Origin of the sequence: Janthinobacterium sp. UMAB-60 (genome assembly GCF_900095235.1) — a bacterium.
Classification (GTDB): Bacteria; Pseudomonadota; Gammaproteobacteria; order Burkholderiales; family Burkholderiaceae_D; genus Janthinobacterium.
On the sequence record NZ_LT607502.1, the window covers coordinates 52,325 to 67,902 of the forward strand.

The window sequence follows — 15,578 nt, forward strand, 5'->3', positions numbered from 1 at the left end:
CCATGAAAACGGACGCCACAACGGAAATGGCCTTCTTTGTGCTGCTGGCCAAGCTGGGCAGCCTGTCGGCCACGGCGCGCGAGCTGGGCATCACGCCGCCCGCCGTCAGCAAGCGATTGGTGCTGATGGAGCAGCGCCTGGGCGTGCGTTTGCTCAACCGCAGCACGCGGCGCATCAGCCTGACGGGCGACGGCGAAAGCTATCTGCGACAGGCGCGGCAGATCCTCGACGATATCCGCGCCATGGAGGAGTCGCTGGCCAGCGGCGGCGCGGAGCCACGCGGACTGCTGCGCGTGAATGCCACCTTGGGTTTCGGGCGCACGGTGATCGCGCCCCTGCTGTCGCAATTCGCGCTGCGCCACCCGCAGTTGGAAGTGCAGCTGCAGCTGACGGACAGCCCCATCAACCTGGTCGAGCAGGCGTACGACCTGGGCATCCGCTTCGGCGATTTGCCCGACACGCGCCTGTCGGCGCGGCGCATCATGTCGAACCGGCGCTTCCTGTGCGCCTCGCCCGCCTACCTGCAGGCGCACGGCACGCCGCACACACCCGACGACCTGGCGCAGCACCGCTGCATCGTGCACCGGCAGAACGACGACGCCTACGGCATCTGGCGTTTGAGCCGTGGCCGCGCCAGCCACACGGTGAAGGTGCGCGGCACGGTGGCCAGCAACGATGGCGACGTGGTGCTGGGCTGGGCGCTGGACGGGCACGGCATCCTGTTGCGTTCGGAATGGGACCTGGCGCGCTACCTCGACAGCGGCCGCCTGCGCGTGGTGCTGGCCGACTATACGCTGGCGCCGGCCGACCTGTACGCCTACTACCCGAGCCGCCACCAGCTACCCGCCAAAGTGCGCGCTTTTATCAATTTTCTCATCCAGCAATTGCAGTCGGAAGCGGCCACGGCGGCCGAATCAGGTTAAACTACAATATTGCGATATGGCAATATTATGAAGGAGTAAGTTTTGCTAGTCATACTCGGATTTCTCGTCGTGCTGTTTTCCGTCTTCGGCGGCTTCGCCATGCAGGGCGGCCACCTGGCGGCCCTGTTCCAGCCGCTGGAACTGCTGATGATCGGCGGCGCCGCGCTGGGCACCTTCTTTGTCGGCAATGACGCCAAGGCCATCCGCGCCACGTTCGCCGCCCTGCCCACCCTGTTCCACGGTTCGCAGTACACGAAGGCGCGCTATATGGAACTGATGGGGCTGATGTATGAAATCCTCAGCAAGATCCGCAAGGAAGGCTTGATGTCGGTCGAGGACGATATCGACGACCCGTACCGCAGCGCCATCTTCGTGAAATACCCGTACACGCTCGGTGACGAGCACATCCTGGAATTCATCACCGATTATTTACGCCTGATGGTGTCGGGCAATATGGACGCTTACCAGATCGAAAACCTGATGGATAACGAGATCGAGACGCACCACGAAGATGCGGAAATGCCGATCCAGACGATTTCGCAGCTGGCCGACGCCATGCCCGCCTTCGGCATCGTGGCCGCCGTGATGGGCGTGGTGCATACCATGGCGTCCGTCGGCTTGCCGCCGGCCGAGCTGGGCGTGCTGATCGCGCAGGCGCTGGTGGGCACCTTCATCGGTATCTTGCTGGCCTACGGCTTCATCGCGCCGCTGGCCAGCCTGCTGCGCCGCAAGCACCATGAAACGGCGAAGATGTACCAGTGCGTAAAAGTGACCTTGCTGGCCAGCCTGAACGGCTATGCGCCGGCGCTGGCCGTGGAATTCGGCCGCAAGGTCATTTCCGCCACGGAACGCCCCTCGTTCAGCGAACTGGAAAACCACGTGCGCCAGGTGCGCACGAAAAACTGATACGGCCTGTTTCTCTTGCCCGGCGCGTCAGGCTTCCGGCGACGGCAGCGGATACGCCAGTGCGCTTCTGGCGGCTTGCTGTCATTGGCGCGATGACCTTTTGACCAACAACCCGCGTAACAGCAATTCCAAGGCAGAAACTCCCTCGATCAATCGCGCCGTGCCTTCGTCACCGTCGGCGATCCAGAACGCCGCTTCTGCCAGACTGCCGTAAATCAGCGAAGCCAGTGCCCTTGGGCTGGCGTCTGCCACGATGCCTTGATGAATCAGCTCCTGGATAATGCCCTGCATCGACGCGACGCAATGGCGCTGCGAGTCCGGTGAGGCACCACCGAGGACCGCCCTGGCATCGCGTAAAACGATGCGCTGAATTTCCGGCTCCAGGGCCATCTCCAGATAGGCACGGCAGCGACTGCGAAAACCGTCCCACAGATCGTCGGCACGTTCGGAGATGGTTTGCAGGCGCTCATCCATTTCCGCGTCGATCTGTTCTACCACCGCGAGCAGCAAGCCCTTCTTGTCGCCAAAGTGGTGATACAGCGCACCACGCGTCAGCCCCGCCTGCGCGGTGAGGTCATCCATTGATGTGTCGGCATAACCGCGCTCGCTGAACACTTTGCGGGCCGTGGCCAGCAACGATGCACGGGTTTCTTCCATTTCGGCACGGGTGCGGCGAACCATTACTTTCTCCTTACATACGTAGCGCATGATTGTTTACATACAGTGCGTATGAATATATAATTTATTCATACGTGCTGTATGTATTATCACTGCGACGCATCTCCATTGCAAGCAGGGCATGCGATTGCATCACAGCGACCCGACGCCGCCGGATGCCGGCACACGCCATTTATCGATTGATCATGAAGGATATGAACCATGAGTACATCTCCCAACGCTGCAACAGAAACCGCTGTCCGTCACCCGTGGCTGGCGGTCACCGCCATAGGCATGGCCACCTTCTCGGTCGTGACGACGGAAATGCTGCCGGTCGGCCTGTTGACGCCGATTGGCGACACCCTGGACAGCTCCACCGGAACCGCCGGCCTGATGATCTCGCTGCCAGCATTACTGGCGGCCTTGTTCGCTCCGCTGCTGGTGATCGCATCGGGAAGCCTGGACCGGCGCAAAATTCTCTGTGGTTTGCTGAGTCTGTTAGTGATCGCGAACATTGCCTCGGCATTGGCACAAAACATGGCGTGGATGCTGGCTGCACGTGTTCTTGTCGGTTTTTGCATGGGCGGCATCTGGGCCATTGCCGGTGGCCTGGCGTCCCGCCTTGTTCCGGCTCCCTCAATCGGCCTGGCAACGTCGATTATCTTCGGCGGAGTAGCGATCGCTTCCGTGCTGGGCGTGCCGCTTGGCGCACAAATCGGCGACTTTGCAGGGTGGCGCTGGGCCTTTGGCGCCATGGCGCTGTTCAGCGGCCTGGTACTGGCGCTGCATCTGGCTGTCATTCCTGCCCTGCCCGCTGCCGGTTCGGCGACCTTGCACCAATTCGGCAAGCAGTTGCGCAACCGGCAATTGCAAGCGGGGCTGCTTCTGACCCTGTTGCTGGTGACGAGCCATTTCGCGGCCTTCATCTTTGTGCGTCCGTTGTTGCTGTCAGTGTCGGGGTTTGATGCGCAATGGCTGGGCGCACTGCTGTTTTGCTATGGCTTCGCGGGCATCATTGGCAACTTCCTGGCCGGTGTCGTCGCGGCACGGCGCACGGCGCCAACCATCATCGCCATCTCGGGTGGCCTGCTGCTCACGCCGCTGCTGTTCCTGGCGGTCGGCGACTCCCGCATCGGCGGCGGCGTGGTGTTGCTGGTTTGGGGACTGGCCTACGGCGGTGTATCGGTCGGCCTGATGACCTTGATGATGAAGGCGGCGCCCCGGGCCGTGGAGATCGTCGCCGCGCTGTATGTGGGCGTATTCAACGTTGCCATTGCGCTCGGGGCATGGACCGGTGGACAGGCCGTCGACAGGCTGGGCCTCTGCGCCAACCTCTGGCTCGCCGCAGGATTCGCCGCCGCTGCCTTGCTGCTGTCGTTCAGGATCCGCTTTGTTGAACACGCAATGAAAGCTGCCGACAAGCAGCTTGGCTCGGCAACGAACTGACGGCATAAAGTCTGTCATGAAAGCTTCTGGCTGCTTGCCGTCGCTGCCGGGTTCCGCCCCAAAGCAGACGAAGCGTTTTCAATTCACTATGTATGCTCAACGTAAAACATCAGTGGGTTCCGCCTGGAGTACGCGCTCAAAAGTCTCGCGGTCACGCGTCAAGAAAAACATATTGGGCGTGCCGGCGCCAAGGGCATGCAATGGCTGTGTTTTCGTGATTTGCTCCCAGAAAGACGTGGTTGCATCGGACTCATCCAAGACCGAAAAACCAAAACGATTCACATAATTGCGCGTCGGGAAGTTCCGGGGGACTAAATCGAAGATGTACCATTCATCGAAGCCTGGCATGGGCAACTCTCCAGGCTGTGTAATTTCTGTGCTAATCGCCGTGACTCCATCGAAAAACCAACCTGCGATTAGTTCGTCCGAGGTTGGTACATATGGGCCACTGTCGCACGAGGTAATCGCTATTCGTTTTCCGCAGACTAGCTCGGGCACCCTTTGAAGGATGTCCGCCAGGGAGGGGTCCCAATCTTCCGACCATTGGATTACCCAATATCCATCTCGTTCTGAATTTTGCATTTTGTCGGGTCTCTACCGCTATCAATCAAAGTGTCAAATGAAAAAAACTTTCAAGAGCGGCGGCTTCTGGCCGGTAGCGGCTGATGTGAACCTAACTACTCGACTCTACCCAAATCGACTTTCCAGGATGATGCTCTCTTATGGTGTCAATCGCGCGCTGAAGTACTGCCTCGGTTACACCTTCAAGTGGATACGTGAAGCGAGATATATCAATATCTCTCTGCTCAGTGAAATCAGCATCCGTCACCGCGTCACAACCACACCATACGACTGCCCCAATGTCGCTTGCAACTTTGCAAATTTCACGAAATCCATTGGCGCTAATTGCAAGATAAATCATAAATCCTCGTGTAAATGAATGTCCGCTTCTGGCAGCCGATAGCGGACGGTCAGAATGGCTCCGTGTACGAAGTTGTTGCCTTCATAACAAGCAAGAGCTTTTGTTCGCCGCGCCAAGTCTTCTCTCTGCCATTTACTGGCCCGGCGCCGTCTCGTCCGGGCAGCTGACCTCGTCTTCTGGCGTATATAAAGTCATCGGCACGCGCTGGCCATCGACTTCCAGTTCGCGCACCTTCGGCGGCACCAATTGGAACTCGCCTGCCTGCAACTTCTCGCGCAGGGGTTTGCAGCGCAGGGCATCCACGGGGATTTGCCCGCGCGCGGTCCAGCTGCCGTCTTCCTTTTCCGCCAGCAAGACCGACGAGGCGCGCGGGTCATTGCTGATCAGCAGCACGTCCTCTTTACCATCGCCATCGAAATCGAGCAGGTAGGCATCGCACTGCGGCCCTGCGCGCTTCAAACAGGCGGGCAGGCGCCAGGCCGGGCTCACTTGCGTCCAGTCCTGGCGCAGGAAACTGTCCGGCAGCTTCGCCGTGGCCGGGCGCAGGGTCAGGTTGATCGACACGTCGCTCAGCGCGCCCGTCTCGTCAAGGCGGTTCTGGCGCTTGAGCATGGCCTCGGCGCGGGCCCGCACGATGGCCGCATCCGGCCCCGTCGTGCGTTTGCTCAATTCCTGCAGGGCCGCCTGGCCATAGCGGGCGCCCTGGAAGCGCAGGTATTCGAAATCGAACTTGTCCACGTTTACTTTACCGCTGTCCAGGCGCGCCATCTGGCTGGCCACGGAAATGCGCGCCGGGTCCGCCAGCGGCGAGAACAGGGCGAACAGCACCAGCAGGGTGACAAAGGCGGTGGCCACGTTGACGTTGGCGATCAGGTGCAGCCAGTCGCCATACTTGCTGGCCGCCCAGGCATAGCCGGCGGCGTAGCAGGTGGCGACCAGCAGGCAGGCGGCAGCGATCAGGCGGTCGGCCGTCCAGCCATGCGACATCACGCGCAGGGTCAGCGCATAGATGGCGATGCCCACCACCCACGGCAGCAACAGGCAAGCGAGGCGCGTGCCCAGGCGGATGCCGCGCGCCACGCCATGGCCCACTTCGCCATTCTGGAAGGCGGCATTGATCAGCACCACCAGCACGCCGGCCATGCCCAGCAGCACGGACGCCGCATGGCGCGTGGCCCACAGGCGCTCGAAGCCGATGAATGGCAGGGTCAGCAGGAAGCCGGAAACGAGCACGGCGGCAATCGGCATCAACCACGACAGCAGCACCAGCAGCAGGGTGCGGATGCCGCGCACGATGGACGGGCGCACATCCGTGATATGGATGGCGAATGAAAACGCGAAACAGATGACGGGAATCACGAACCAGGCCTGGCCCAGCAGCTTTTTCAGGAAACTGAGCTTGATCAGCAGGAACAGTTGCCCGCCCAGCCACAGCACCAGCCACAGGCCCAGCACGAACAGCAGCGAGAACAGCAACTGGATGCCCAGCTTCCAGGCGATTTCAAAATACGTGGGGTAGCGGGCGATGCGCCGGCCATCCTGGGCGCTGGCCAGCACCAGCGCATGGGCGATATACAAGCCCACCACGCAAAAACCGAACAGCTGGGCGGAAATCACCCGCAGCGGCGCACCGGGCTTGTAGTTACCCCAGATCACGTGTTCCGCGCCGCGCGCCACGTCATGCCAGGCCAGCACGGCCAGCACGGCGGCCGCACCGGCCATCCACAGGGCGATGCGCTTCACCGACATATGGCCCAGGCTGGACACCAGCAGGATCGGCAGCAGCAAGCTGATCAGCATCAGCGGCCCCAGCAGGTAGGCTTCCGTGGCGGGCCACACCTTGTCTTGCGCCGTGCTGTACAGCCAGTACAGCAGCAAGCCTTGCAGCAGGCCCGTCATCAGGCGCGTCACCGCGATGCGCGGCGCCACCACCGGATCGAGCAACGCCATGTTTTTTCCTGCGGCATCCTGCTGCATAGTCATTCCTTTAATAGTCGTTTATTGCTGTAAAGCACGGCCATTATTGCATTTCGTTATATTCATCTCAACAGCGATTCGTGCGGCGGCCCTGCCCGCGTGCCTTCGCCGGGGCGCAATGGCAAGCTTTGCGCCAGGCCCCAGGCCAGTTCCGGCACGAGGAACAGCCACAGCAGGGGCTGGCCCGTGACCAGCAGCGCCCACGCCATCCACAGGGAAACAGGTAGCGCGCCGCCGCGTCATAGCGGCCGAAGCGCGGCTGCGGGTCGATGATGCGCAGTACCGACCAGACCAGTACCACGCCGCCCAGCAAGCTGCTGATGAACAGATGAAACGGTTCGAAGAGGGGCAACGGCACGCCGCCACGGCGCAATTGCTGCGTGCGGCGCTGGCGCGCAAGCTGGACGACGTCGATGCGCGCATCGCGGGATTGACGCAGTTGCGCAGCGAATTGGCGCGGCGGCTGGAGCCGGAGGCGGCGGCGTGCCCGTTACGGGGAGAGGCCGATGCCGCTCAACTAAACCTGGCGTAAAAAAACCGCCTGTGCATGGCAGCAGGCGGTTTGATCTCGGACAAAACCAGGCTTACTTGGCGGCCTTGCGGCGGCGCAGAAAACCCATCAGGCCCAGGCCAGCGAGCAGCATGGCGTAGGTTTCCGGTTCCGGCACGGCGGTCATCACGGACACGTTGTCGATCACGGCGCCCGAGTAGTTGTCGAGCGGCGTGCCGGCCTTGGCGGCGCTGGCAAACGACAGGGTCGCCAGGCCGGTGGTGGCAGCCGTGAAACTCAGGGTATTGCTGTACAAGGTGTTCGAGGCGGCAGCCGTCGAGTAGAAATCGCCTGCCACGCCACCGAAACTGACCGCCACGCCCTGACCTGCGGGGCCGCCGGAATTGCGCGCCATGTCAAAGCTCAGCTTATACGTCTGGCCGGCAACGACATTGAAACTTTGCGAGAGGAAACCCGGACCAGGCGTGCCCAGCATATCGATGCTGTAGCCATTGATGGCATTGTAGGCATTGCGGATCAGGTCGACGGAACTGGCGCCAACGGTCCAGCCCGTAATGGCCGACGAACCGCTGTTGACGACTTTAAAACCGCTGTCGATGGTGTAGCCGGAAGCGACCGTTTCAAAATTGCCATTCGTGATCAGGTTGACGGGGCTGGCGCTGGCGGAGCCTGCAGCAAACAGGGCGACAACTGCTGCGATGGTGGCGATTTTCATGAGCTGGCTTCCTTGCTTTGTTGATATTAAAGTTACCTTAAGTGAAATCATATCTCAGCCATGATGAAAATCAAAGAACTTTGCAAAAATATATTTAACGTGGACAATATGCAACACCTCCAGATACCCCCCCTCTGAGGTGGAGCGTCAATCGAGTTCCTGTCGCGCCACCAGGATGCCGTCCGCGTCGGCGTAGATCCAGTCGCCCGGATGCACGGCCACGCCGCTGATCTGCACGCGCACGTCGCGCCGGCCCGTACCCGCTTTATTGCTCTTGCGCGGATGCGTGGCCAGTGCACGCACGCCGATCTGGCAGACATTGATTTCCTCGCTGTCACGGATGCATCCATCGACGACGATGCCGGCCCAGCCGTTGCTTTCGGCCAGCACGCCCAGCTGGCCGCCCACCAGCGCGCGGCGCAGGCTGCCGCCGCCATCGATCACCAGCACATGGCCCTGGCCCGGCGTTTCCAGGGTGCTGCGCACAAGGGCATTGTCTTCGAACACTTGCAAGGTGGTGGCCGGGCCGCGGAAGCGCACGCGCTGGCCGAAAGCGCGGTACACGGGCGGCAGCACGGCCAGGGTGCCATCGTCCAGCATGGCTGCATGGTCGTCGCACAGATCGGTGGTGGCAAAGCTCATGGGAACTCCTTGAATGGCAGATGGCAACGATTCTATGCCTTTTGCAGCGCCGCAGCGCGTGTTTTGCCGCCCACGCCCACGGCCGTGGCAATCGCCAGCGCCTGGAATACGCCGATGAAGACGAACAGCAAGGCCGGATGGTCGCCATCCATCAGCGCGCCAAAGAACAGGGGCCCGACGGCCAGGCCGCTGTCGAGGCCCGAATACACGACGCCATACACGCGCCCCGTGGCATTCTTCGGTGCCGCCGCGCGTATCATCAGGTCGCGCGACGGTCCCGCCACGCCCGACGTCAGGCCGATGGCGCCCATCAGCACCACCGCGCCCCAGGCCGGCACGACGGCCATGGCCAGCAGCACGGCCAGCAGCGCGGCGGCGGAAAAGGCGATCGCCACGTTGCGGTCCGGCTGCTTGCTGCGCGCGCCCACCACGCCGCCGGCCAGCATGCCCACGGCCGAGGCCAGCATGTAGGCCGTGTAGGCGCTGGTGGCCAGCGCCAGGCTCATGCCGTACAGCTTGACCAGGGCCACGCTGGCAAAGCTCTGGATGCCGCCCAGGGCGATGGCGGTAATGAAGAAGAAGGCAAAACACATCCACACGGCCGGCAAACGCAAAAAGTCCAGCGTGCCTTCGCCGCCGCCCGCCTGACCCGGCGCGGCCTTTTTCAACGGCTCGGGACGGATGGCGTGGCGGTTCAGGAACAGGATCAGCAGCACGCCGAACGGCAGCACGGCCGCGCACTGCAGCGCGATTCTCCAGTCATACTGGGTGGCAACATAGGTCATGAACAGCGGTGCCAGGGCCCAGCCGATGTTGCCGCTGATGCCATGCACAGAAAAGCCGTAGGCCACGCGGGCCGCCGAGACGCGCTGGTTGAGGATCGTGTAGTCGGCCGGATGGAACACGCTGTTGCCCATGCCGGCCAGCATGGCGCCCAGCATCAGCGCCGCATAGCTGTGCGCGGTGGACAGGGCCAGCGCCGACACGCCCAGCAGGAAAATTCCGGAAAACAGCACGGCGCGGGCGCCGAAGCGGTCGACGACAAAGCCGGCCAGCGCCTGCCCCACGCCCGAGATGATGAAAAACACCGTCATCAGCAAGCCCAGTTCCGCATACGACAGGCCGAAGGCGGGTTTCAGCCAGACGAACAGGGCCGCGAGGATCAGGTGGTAGAAGTGCGAAATGCCATGCGCCAGGCCCACCAGGGCGATGACGCGCGCGTCGCTGCGCAAGGTTGGCGGTGACTGCGGCGGCAAGTCTGTTGCCGAGTTAGTTGTTATCATGTCATACCCTGTCTTATACTGGTGAAGCTCAAGTGTATGCAAAATACCATCGTCTGTTTTCCGACAGAACGACATAATTTATCGAATTAAGGCCAAGCTGATGGGTGTACCTATCCTCCACCATACCCGCATGTGTCCGCCAAGGGAGGCGCCCAGTGCGACCATCCCCGTGACCATGGTCGCGCGCGACCTGCAACCCGATGAATTTTTATTACCGCACAGCCACCCCTGGGGCCAGGTCACCATGGCGCTCGAAGGCGTGCTGCGCATTACCGCCAACAACAGCAGCTGGGTGCTGCCGCCCATGCGCGCCATCTGGATCGCGCCGAACGTGGAGCATGCCGTCACGATACTGGAAAAAACCCGCTTGCGCCCCCTGTGCATCCATGCCGCGCGCGCGCCGTTCGCGGGCAGCGACTGCAAGGTGCTGGAAGTGTCGAACCTGCTGCGCCAGCTGATCATGGCGCTGGAGCAGCTGGACCCGGGCCAGGAACCGGCGCGCGAGGCGCTGCTGGCCGAACTCATACTCGACGAGCTGAAACGCTCGGACACGCGTCCCATCCGTGTACCCTTGCCCAGCGACAAGCGCCTGAAGACCCTGTGCGACAGCCTGATCGACAAGCCCGGCTTGAACCAGACGCTGGAACACTGGGCGCAGCAGGTCGGCGCCTCGGAGCGTACCCTGGCGCGGCTGTTCGAACGGGAATTGGGCATGAGTTTTGGCCAGTGGCGCCAGCAGGTGCGCCTGGCGCACGCGGCGCCCCTGATCGCGCGCGGCGTGCCGCTGTCGCAGGTGGCAGAAGAACTGGGCTACGCCAGCCAGTCGGCCTTTTCCGCCATGTTCAAGAAGACCTTCGGCAGTTCGCCATCGGCCTTCTTTGCGCAGGGCGAGCGCTCTTAAGCCATGAAGTCGAAAAGCGAATTTTTACCGGTATAACCCGGCAAGGCCGAGTTCGTGCCCATCTGTTCCTGGGCCGAATACGCCTTCACCAGCGCCTGCGCCTGCGCCGTCAATGCCTTGGCCAGCACGGCTTTCTTGTTGGTCAGCGTCGTGATGTCCTTGCCCACCGATTGCACTTCCTTGCGGATGATGCTCGTTTCGCCCGTCAGTTCACCGATCTTGCTGGAAAACTGGTCCGCCACGCCCTTGCCGTTATTCGTAAACAGCTTGCTGACGGCGTCCGGATCGGCGGCGATGGCGGCCTTGAGTTTTTTATCGTCGAGTACCAGTTCGCCGCTCTTGCCCAAGGTCACGCCAGCGCTGCCCAGGATGGAAGCGGGCACGCCCGTGCTGGCCGTGCGCAGCACTTGCTCCATCTGCGAACGCACCTGGCCCAGGGCCGTATCGGACTTCAAATCGCCCTGCTGCAGGCTCTGCAGCTTGCTGTTGAGTTCATTGTAGGCCGTGACGAAGCTGGCCACGTTGCTGGCGATCTGGCTGCTGTCCTTGGCGATGACGAGGTCCGTCGTGCCTGTTTTCTTCAATTCGATGGTGGCGCCCTCGACGGCAGTCGTCAGGGTATTCGTGGCGCTCTTGATGTCCTTGCCGTCGACGGTGAGCAGCGCATCCTGCGCGGCGGCCGTCTGCTGCAGGCCCTTGCCGGCACCGGGCGCATAGCTGAGCAGGTTGCTGACGGCCGCGTCGCCGGCCACGCTGATGCGCATGCTGCTGTCGGCGCCGCTCTTGCCGTTCAGGGCCAGCGAATAGCCATCGGGACCCTTCACCACGCTGGCGTCGATGCCCTGCTGCTTCAGTGCGGCGGCGATGCCGTCGAGGCTATTGTTGCTGCTGTCAATCGTCAGCGAAATGACCTTGCCGCTGCCGGGCGTAAATTGCTTGCCGTCCGTGCTGCCCACTTCGATTTTGACCAGCGCCGGCGCCCCCGTGCCGATGGCCGCGCTCGACGATTTCTGCGCGCCACTCTGCAGTGTCTGCCCCTGCGCCAGCTGCTTGATGTTCATTTCGTGGCTGCCGCTGACAGCCTTGTCGGTGGTGGTGGCGCTGACGACGTCCTTGGTGCTCGACGTGGCCGAAGTGGCCAGGCCGCTGCCGGCCATGTTCTTGGCCACGGTCTGGAATTTCGCCAGCGCCGATTGCAACTGGCCCAGGCCCGAGAATTTGGCCTGGTCGCGCGCCAGGCTGGCGTTGAGCTTGACGACGCCCGTGTTCTGCGACTGCATCTGGCGCTCCACCTTCGCATACACATCGGCCGAGATATTGCCCTGCGTCGTCTGTGGCGTGTTGTTGGTGTAAGCCCTGCTGTTGATGGTCGAATTAAACATGGTAGGCATTCCCGTCGGGTGTAAGGTCATGGCACACGGTTCAGGTCATGACCGCGCGCTGCGCTCGAAACGGACAACAAGCGCGCGTGACGCGGCAAGGTCCCTCTTCTGGTTGATAATTATGCAGTATTACCGGAATATCAAAACAGCGAACAGAACAAGTTTTTCCTGACTGCAAACCCATATGCACCATTTTAGCGCATTTCACCGGCAGCACTCCCCGGGCGTGCCTCAGCGCATGAATTTCGAAATGGCGCTGCTGACAGCCATGTCCAGCTGCGGGAAAGTGAGTCCCACCTTGAAACCTGCACTGCTGAAAATGCAGTGCGAGACGGACACGCGTGCCTCGATGATGTGTGCCGAGCCATCGTAAAACAACTCGAACAGCACCTTGCCCTGCTTGCCTGTCGGCACCGGCTCCGCGATGACGGCCGCCATGCCGCCCGGCCCCACATCAAGGGTGCGCGCCGCCACGGGTCCCGCGCCATCCATTACCAACATTGCCTTGGCACGCAATATCTTGCGTGCGCCCTGCCTTTGCTCAACTGACACTGTATTCCGCTTCTCTAAAACTATGCATTGTCGATGCGAACTCGCTGCGCGAATCCATCGGACGAATATTATAGTTCCAAACGGAAATTTTGTTTGACTTGTCTCAAGCTTGGCATTTACACCATACCAACTCTTACTCCAGGTCGCGCAGCTTATTGAACGCTTCGTCGATACGCTCGACGCCGATGACCTTGAGACCCTCGATGACTTGCTTGGGCAGGTTGGACTTGGGCACCACGGCCAGGGTAAAGCCCAGCTTGGCCGCTTCGCGCAAGCGTTCCTGGCCCCGTGGCGCAGGGCGGATTTCGCCGGCCAGGCCCACTTCGCCAAACACCACGAGTCCCCGCGGCAAGGGTTTGTTGCGCATCGACGAGTTAATCGCCAGCAACACGGCCAGGTCGGCCGCCGGTTCCGTAATTTTGACGCCGCCGACGGCATTGATAAACACGTCCTGGTCGAAGGCGGCGATGCCCGCGTGGCGGTGCGCCACGGCCAGCAACATGGCCAGGCGGTTCTGCTCCAGGCCCACCGACAGGCGGCGCGCATTCGGCAAATGGCTGGTATCGACCAGGGCCTGGATTTCCACCAGCAGCGGGCGCGTGCCTTCCTGCGTCACCATCACGCAGGAACCGGGCACCTGGTTGTCGTGCTGCGACAGGAACAGGGCGGACGGGTTCGACACCCCCTTCAAGCCCTTTTCCGTCATGGCAAACACGCCCAGTTCGTTGACGGCGCCGAAACGGTTCTTGATGGCGCGCACCAGGCGGAAGCTGGAATGGGCGTCGCCCTCGAAATACAGCACCGTGTCGACGATGTGTTCGAGCACGCGGGGACCGGCCAGCGCGCCCTCCTTCGTCACGTGGCCCACCAGGATGATGGTCACGCCCGTCTGCTTGGCCGCGCGCGTCAGTTGCGCCGCGCACTCGCGCACCTGCGCCACGGAACCGGGCGCCGAGCTGAGCGCGTCCGAATACACGGTCTGGATCGAATCGATCACCACCACTTCCGGCTTCAGGTCGGCCAGGGTGCCGAGGATTTTTTCCAGCTGGATCTCGGCCTGCAATTTGAGTTCCTTGGCGTCGATGACGAGGCGCTTGGCGCGCAGGGCGATCTGTGCGCCGGACTCTTCGCCGCTGACATACAGCACGCGCTTGTGGTGCGACATGTTGGCCAGCGCCTGCAGCAGCAGGGTCGACTTGCCGATGCCGGGGTCGCCGCCGATCAGCACCACGCCGCCGGCCACCATGCCGCCACCCAGCACGCGGTCGAATTCCTCGATGCCCGTGCCGAAGCGGGGCACGTCGATGGCATCGATATCGTCGAGCGACAGCACGGGCGCCGTCTGCGCCAGCGACATGTGCTGCGGGTTCGAATAGCGGTTGTTGCCGCCCGTTTCGGGCAGGGTTTCCACCATGGTGTTCCACTGGTTGCACGAGGTGCATTGCCCCATCCATTTATTACTGATGGCGCCGCAATCGCTGCAGGTGTAGATGGTCTTGACTTTTGCCATGGTGTACTTTGCTCAGGTAAAATGAAACAGCTGGTTATATATACAGTATATACAAACCGCGCTTGCGCGTCACCCTACGCTTCGCTCACCGGTACGCGCGGCGCCAGTGCGCACATCAGCTCGTAGCCGATGGTGCCGGCGGCCAGCGCCACTTCGTCGATCGGCATGCCCTGGCCCCACAAGGTGACCGAACTACCCACTTTTGCGCCCGGCACGTGCGTCAGGTCGACCATCAGCATGTCCATCGAGACCCGGCCGATGAGCCCCGTGCGCACGCCGTCGACCAGCACGGGCGTGCCTTCGGGCGCGTGGCGCGGATAGCCATCCGCATAGCCGCAGGCCACCACGCCCACCTTGATATTGCCGGCCGCTTCGTAGCGGCTGCCGTAGCCCACCACGTCGCCGGCGGCGATATCCTGGATACCGATGATGCTGCTGCGCAAGGTCATGGTGGGCAGCAAGCCGAAGTCCTGCGCCGAGGTGCCGCCGGGAGCGCCGCTGGGCGTGCCGCCGTACAGCATGATGCCGGGGCGCACCCAGTCGCTGTCCAGATGGTGCATCAGCACGCCGGCCGAATTGCACAGGCTGCGCGGCAAGCTTGTCCCGGTGCTGGCCGTAATGCTGGCTACCCCGGCTTCGAAACGCAGCATCTGCTGGGCCAAAGGCAAGCGCGTGGGACCCACCTCGTCCGCATTGGCGAAATGCGTCATCAGGGTGATCGTGCCAATGTGCGGCATGGCGCGCAGGCGCGCATACGCACCCGCCACGGCATCTGGCGTAAAGCCCAGGCGATTCATGCCCGTATTCATCTTCAGATGCACATCGATGGCGTGCGGCAAGCGCGCCGCTGCCAGCATGGCGATCTGTTCTTCGCAATGCACGCTGCCATTCAATCCATATTGCGCCATGACCGGCAAATCGCTGGCGTCGAAAAAGCCTTCCAGCAGCAAGATGGGCTTGGCCCAGCCCAGTTCGCGCAAGCGCACGGCGTAATCGACCTCGACCAGCGCCAGGCCATCGGCGTCGGCAAAGCCCCGCATGGCCCGTTCCAGGCCGTGACCATAGGCATTCGCCTTGACGACGGCCCACACCTTGGCGCCGCGGGCACCGGCTCGGGCGCGCGCCAGATTGTGTTGCATGGCATCGAGATGGATGGTGGCGATGAGGGGCCTGGGCATATGCGTCGTTCACGGCGGGTGGGAAAGCCGTATTTTACCGGATGCACAGTAAGCGGACACTGCAGATGCCCAC

General features: G+C 62.2%; 16 protein-coding genes. 5 read left to right on the forward strand and 11 right to left on the reverse strand.

The genetic code is table 11. From position 1 onward, the window contains the following. Positions 1 to 2: 2 nt before the first annotated feature. On the forward strand, positions 3 to 923 hold the full coding sequence (locus tag K0F86_RS24910; protein WP_219136812.1) for a LysR family transcriptional regulator: 921 nt from the start codon (positions 3 to 5) through the stop codon (positions 921 to 923). A 42-nt stretch (positions 924 to 965) separates the two neighbouring features. Then, a complete protein-coding gene (gene motA / locus K0F86_RS24915) occupies positions 966 to 1,829 on the forward strand; it encodes a flagellar motor stator protein MotA (protein WP_071076441.1) in 864 nt (287 codons plus the stop codon). 81 nt (positions 1,830 to 1,910) lie between these two features. Here motA and K0F86_RS24920 read toward each other — a convergent pair whose 3' ends face one another. Further along, on the reverse strand, positions 1,911 to 2,510 hold the full coding sequence (locus tag K0F86_RS24920; RefSeq protein WP_219136813.1) for a TetR/AcrR family transcriptional regulator: 600 nt from the start codon (positions 2,508 to 2,510) through the stop codon (positions 1,911 to 1,913). Positions 2,511 to 2,708: 198 nt separating this feature from the next. Here K0F86_RS24920 and K0F86_RS24925 point away from each other — a divergent pair, with 198 nt between their 5' ends. Next, on the forward strand, positions 2,709 to 3,932 hold the full coding sequence (locus K0F86_RS24925; protein WP_219136814.1) for an MFS transporter: 1,224 nt from the start codon (positions 2,709 to 2,711) through the stop codon (positions 3,930 to 3,932). A 96-nt stretch (positions 3,933 to 4,028) separates the two neighbouring features. On the opposite strand, the gene K0F86_RS27775 is transcribed toward K0F86_RS24925, so the two are convergent. The 3 genes from K0F86_RS27775 to K0F86_RS24940 all read right to left on the reverse strand — a co-directional run bounded on the left by K0F86_RS27775 (position 4,029) and on the right by K0F86_RS24940 (position 7,040). After that, on the reverse strand, positions 4,029 to 4,280 hold the full coding sequence (locus K0F86_RS27775) for a hypothetical protein (RefSeq protein WP_257572352.1): 252 nt from the start codon (positions 4,278 to 4,280) through the stop codon (positions 4,029 to 4,031). Positions 4,281 to 4,986: 706 nt separating this feature from the next. Beyond that, on the reverse strand, positions 4,987 to 6,804 hold the full coding sequence (locus K0F86_RS24935; RefSeq protein ID WP_219136816.1) for a DUF4153 domain-containing protein: 1,818 nt from the start codon (positions 6,802 to 6,804) through the stop codon (positions 4,987 to 4,989). 89 nt (positions 6,805 to 6,893) lie between these two features. After that, the gene (locus K0F86_RS24940) at positions 6,894 to 7,040 is read right to left on the reverse strand and encodes a hypothetical protein (RefSeq protein ID WP_219136817.1); all 147 of its coding nucleotides are present in this window, start codon (positions 7,038 to 7,040) and stop codon (positions 6,894 to 6,896) included. A 119-nt stretch (positions 7,041 to 7,159) separates the two neighbouring features. Here K0F86_RS24940 and K0F86_RS24945 point away from each other — a divergent pair, with 119 nt between their 5' ends. Then, positions 7,160 to 7,363 carry a MerR family DNA-binding protein gene (locus K0F86_RS24945; protein ID WP_219136818.1) on the forward strand — a complete coding sequence of 68 codons (204 nt, stop codon included), beginning with the start codon at positions 7,160 to 7,162 and terminating at the stop codon, positions 7,361 to 7,363. 52 nt (positions 7,364 to 7,415) lie between these two features. Here the strand turns inward: K0F86_RS24945 and K0F86_RS24950 are convergent, their stop codons facing one another. The 3 genes from K0F86_RS24950 to K0F86_RS24960 all read right to left on the reverse strand — a co-directional run bounded on the left by K0F86_RS24950 (position 7,416) and on the right by K0F86_RS24960 (position 9,982). Then, positions 7,416 to 8,057 carry a choice-of-anchor C family PEP-CTERM protein gene (locus K0F86_RS24950; protein WP_257572353.1) on the reverse strand — a complete coding sequence of 214 codons (642 nt, stop codon included), beginning with the start codon at positions 8,055 to 8,057 and terminating at the stop codon, positions 7,416 to 7,418. Positions 8,058 to 8,204: 147 nt separating this feature from the next. Further along, positions 8,205 to 8,699: a ribonuclease E activity regulator RraA gene (gene rraA, locus K0F86_RS24955; RefSeq protein ID WP_219136820.1), complete on the reverse strand. Its 495-nt coding sequence runs from the start codon at positions 8,697 to 8,699 to the stop codon at positions 8,205 to 8,207. A gap of 32 nt (positions 8,700 to 8,731) precedes the next feature. After that, positions 8,732 to 9,982, reverse strand: a complete 1,251-nt coding sequence (locus K0F86_RS24960; protein ID WP_219136821.1) for an MFS transporter — start codon at positions 9,980 to 9,982, stop codon at positions 8,732 to 8,734. A 100-nt stretch (positions 9,983 to 10,082) separates the two neighbouring features. On the opposite strand from K0F86_RS24960, the gene K0F86_RS24965 reads away from it, so the two are divergent. Further along, positions 10,083 to 10,883 carry a helix-turn-helix domain-containing protein gene (locus tag K0F86_RS24965; protein ID WP_219136822.1) on the forward strand — a complete coding sequence of 267 codons (801 nt, stop codon included), beginning with the start codon at positions 10,083 to 10,085 and terminating at the stop codon, positions 10,881 to 10,883. Here K0F86_RS24965 and fliD read toward each other — a convergent pair. From fliD to alr, 4 genes are all read right to left on the reverse strand, one after another. Continuing rightward, complete coding sequence (gene fliD, locus K0F86_RS24970; RefSeq protein ID WP_219136823.1) at positions 10,880 to 12,265, reverse strand: flagellar filament capping protein FliD; 1,386 nt, start codon at positions 12,263 to 12,265, stop codon at positions 10,880 to 10,882. The genes K0F86_RS24965 and fliD overlap by 4 nt on opposite strands. Before the next feature lie 231 nt (positions 12,266 to 12,496). Then, the gene (locus tag K0F86_RS24975; protein WP_374197324.1) at positions 12,497 to 12,817 is read right to left on the reverse strand and encodes a PilZ domain-containing protein; all 321 of its coding nucleotides are present in this window, start codon (positions 12,815 to 12,817) and stop codon (positions 12,497 to 12,499) included. A 133-nt stretch (positions 12,818 to 12,950) separates the two neighbouring features. Then, positions 12,951 to 14,327, reverse strand: coding sequence for a DNA repair protein RadA (gene radA / locus K0F86_RS24980; RefSeq protein WP_099763088.1), 1,377 nt, complete (start codon positions 14,325 to 14,327; stop codon positions 12,951 to 12,953). Between the two features lie 74 nt (positions 14,328 to 14,401). After that, positions 14,402 to 15,505, reverse strand: a complete 1,104-nt coding sequence (alr, locus tag K0F86_RS24985; protein WP_219136824.1) for an alanine racemase — start codon at positions 15,503 to 15,505, stop codon at positions 14,402 to 14,404. Positions 15,506 to 15,578: the final 73 nt, after the last annotated feature.

Coding starts and splice junctions, on each gene's coding strand:
- K0F86_RS24910 (WP_219136812.1), top strand. CDS start 3: ATGAAAACGGACGCCACAACGGAAATGGCCTTCTTTGTGCTGCTGGCC.
- K0F86_RS24920 (WP_219136813.1), bottom strand. CDS start 2,510: ATGGTTCGCCGCACCCGTGCCGAAATGGAAGAAACCCGTGCATCGTTG.
- K0F86_RS24925 (WP_219136814.1), top strand. CDS start 2,709: ATGAGTACATCTCCCAACGCTGCAACAGAAACCGCTGTCCGTCACCCG.
- K0F86_RS27775 (WP_257572352.1), bottom strand. CDS start 4,280: ATGCCAGGCTTCGATGAATGGTACATCTTCGATTTAGTCCCCCGGAAC.
- K0F86_RS24935 (WP_219136816.1), bottom strand. CDS start 6,804: ATGGCGTTGCTCGATCCGGTGGTGGCGCCGCGCATCGCGGTGACGCGC.
- K0F86_RS24940 (WP_219136817.1), bottom strand. CDS start 7,040: ATGGCGTGGGCGCTGCTGGTCACGGGCCAGCCCCTGCTGTGGCTGTTC.
- K0F86_RS24945 (WP_219136818.1), top strand. CDS start 7,160: ATGAAACGGTTCGAAGAGGGGCAACGGCACGCCGCCACGGCGCAATTG.
- K0F86_RS24950 (WP_257572353.1), bottom strand. CDS start 8,057: ATGAAAATCGCCACCATCGCAGCAGTTGTCGCCCTGTTTGCTGCAGGC.
- rraA (WP_219136820.1), bottom strand. CDS start 8,699: ATGAGCTTTGCCACCACCGATCTGTGCGACGACCATGCAGCCATGCTG.
- K0F86_RS24960 (WP_219136821.1), bottom strand. CDS start 9,982: ATGATAACAACTAACTCGGCAACAGACTTGCCGCCGCAGTCACCGCCA.
- K0F86_RS24965 (WP_219136822.1), top strand. CDS start 10,083: ATGGGTGTACCTATCCTCCACCATACCCGCATGTGTCCGCCAAGGGAG.
- fliD (WP_219136823.1), bottom strand. CDS start 12,265: ATGTTTAATTCGACCATCAACAGCAGGGCTTACACCAACAACACGCCA.
- radA (WP_099763088.1), bottom strand. CDS start 14,327: ATGGCAAAAGTCAAGACCATCTACACCTGCAGCGATTGCGGCGCCATC.
- alr (WP_219136824.1), bottom strand. CDS start 15,505: ATGCCCAGGCCCCTCATCGCCACCATCCATCTCGATGCCATGCAACAC.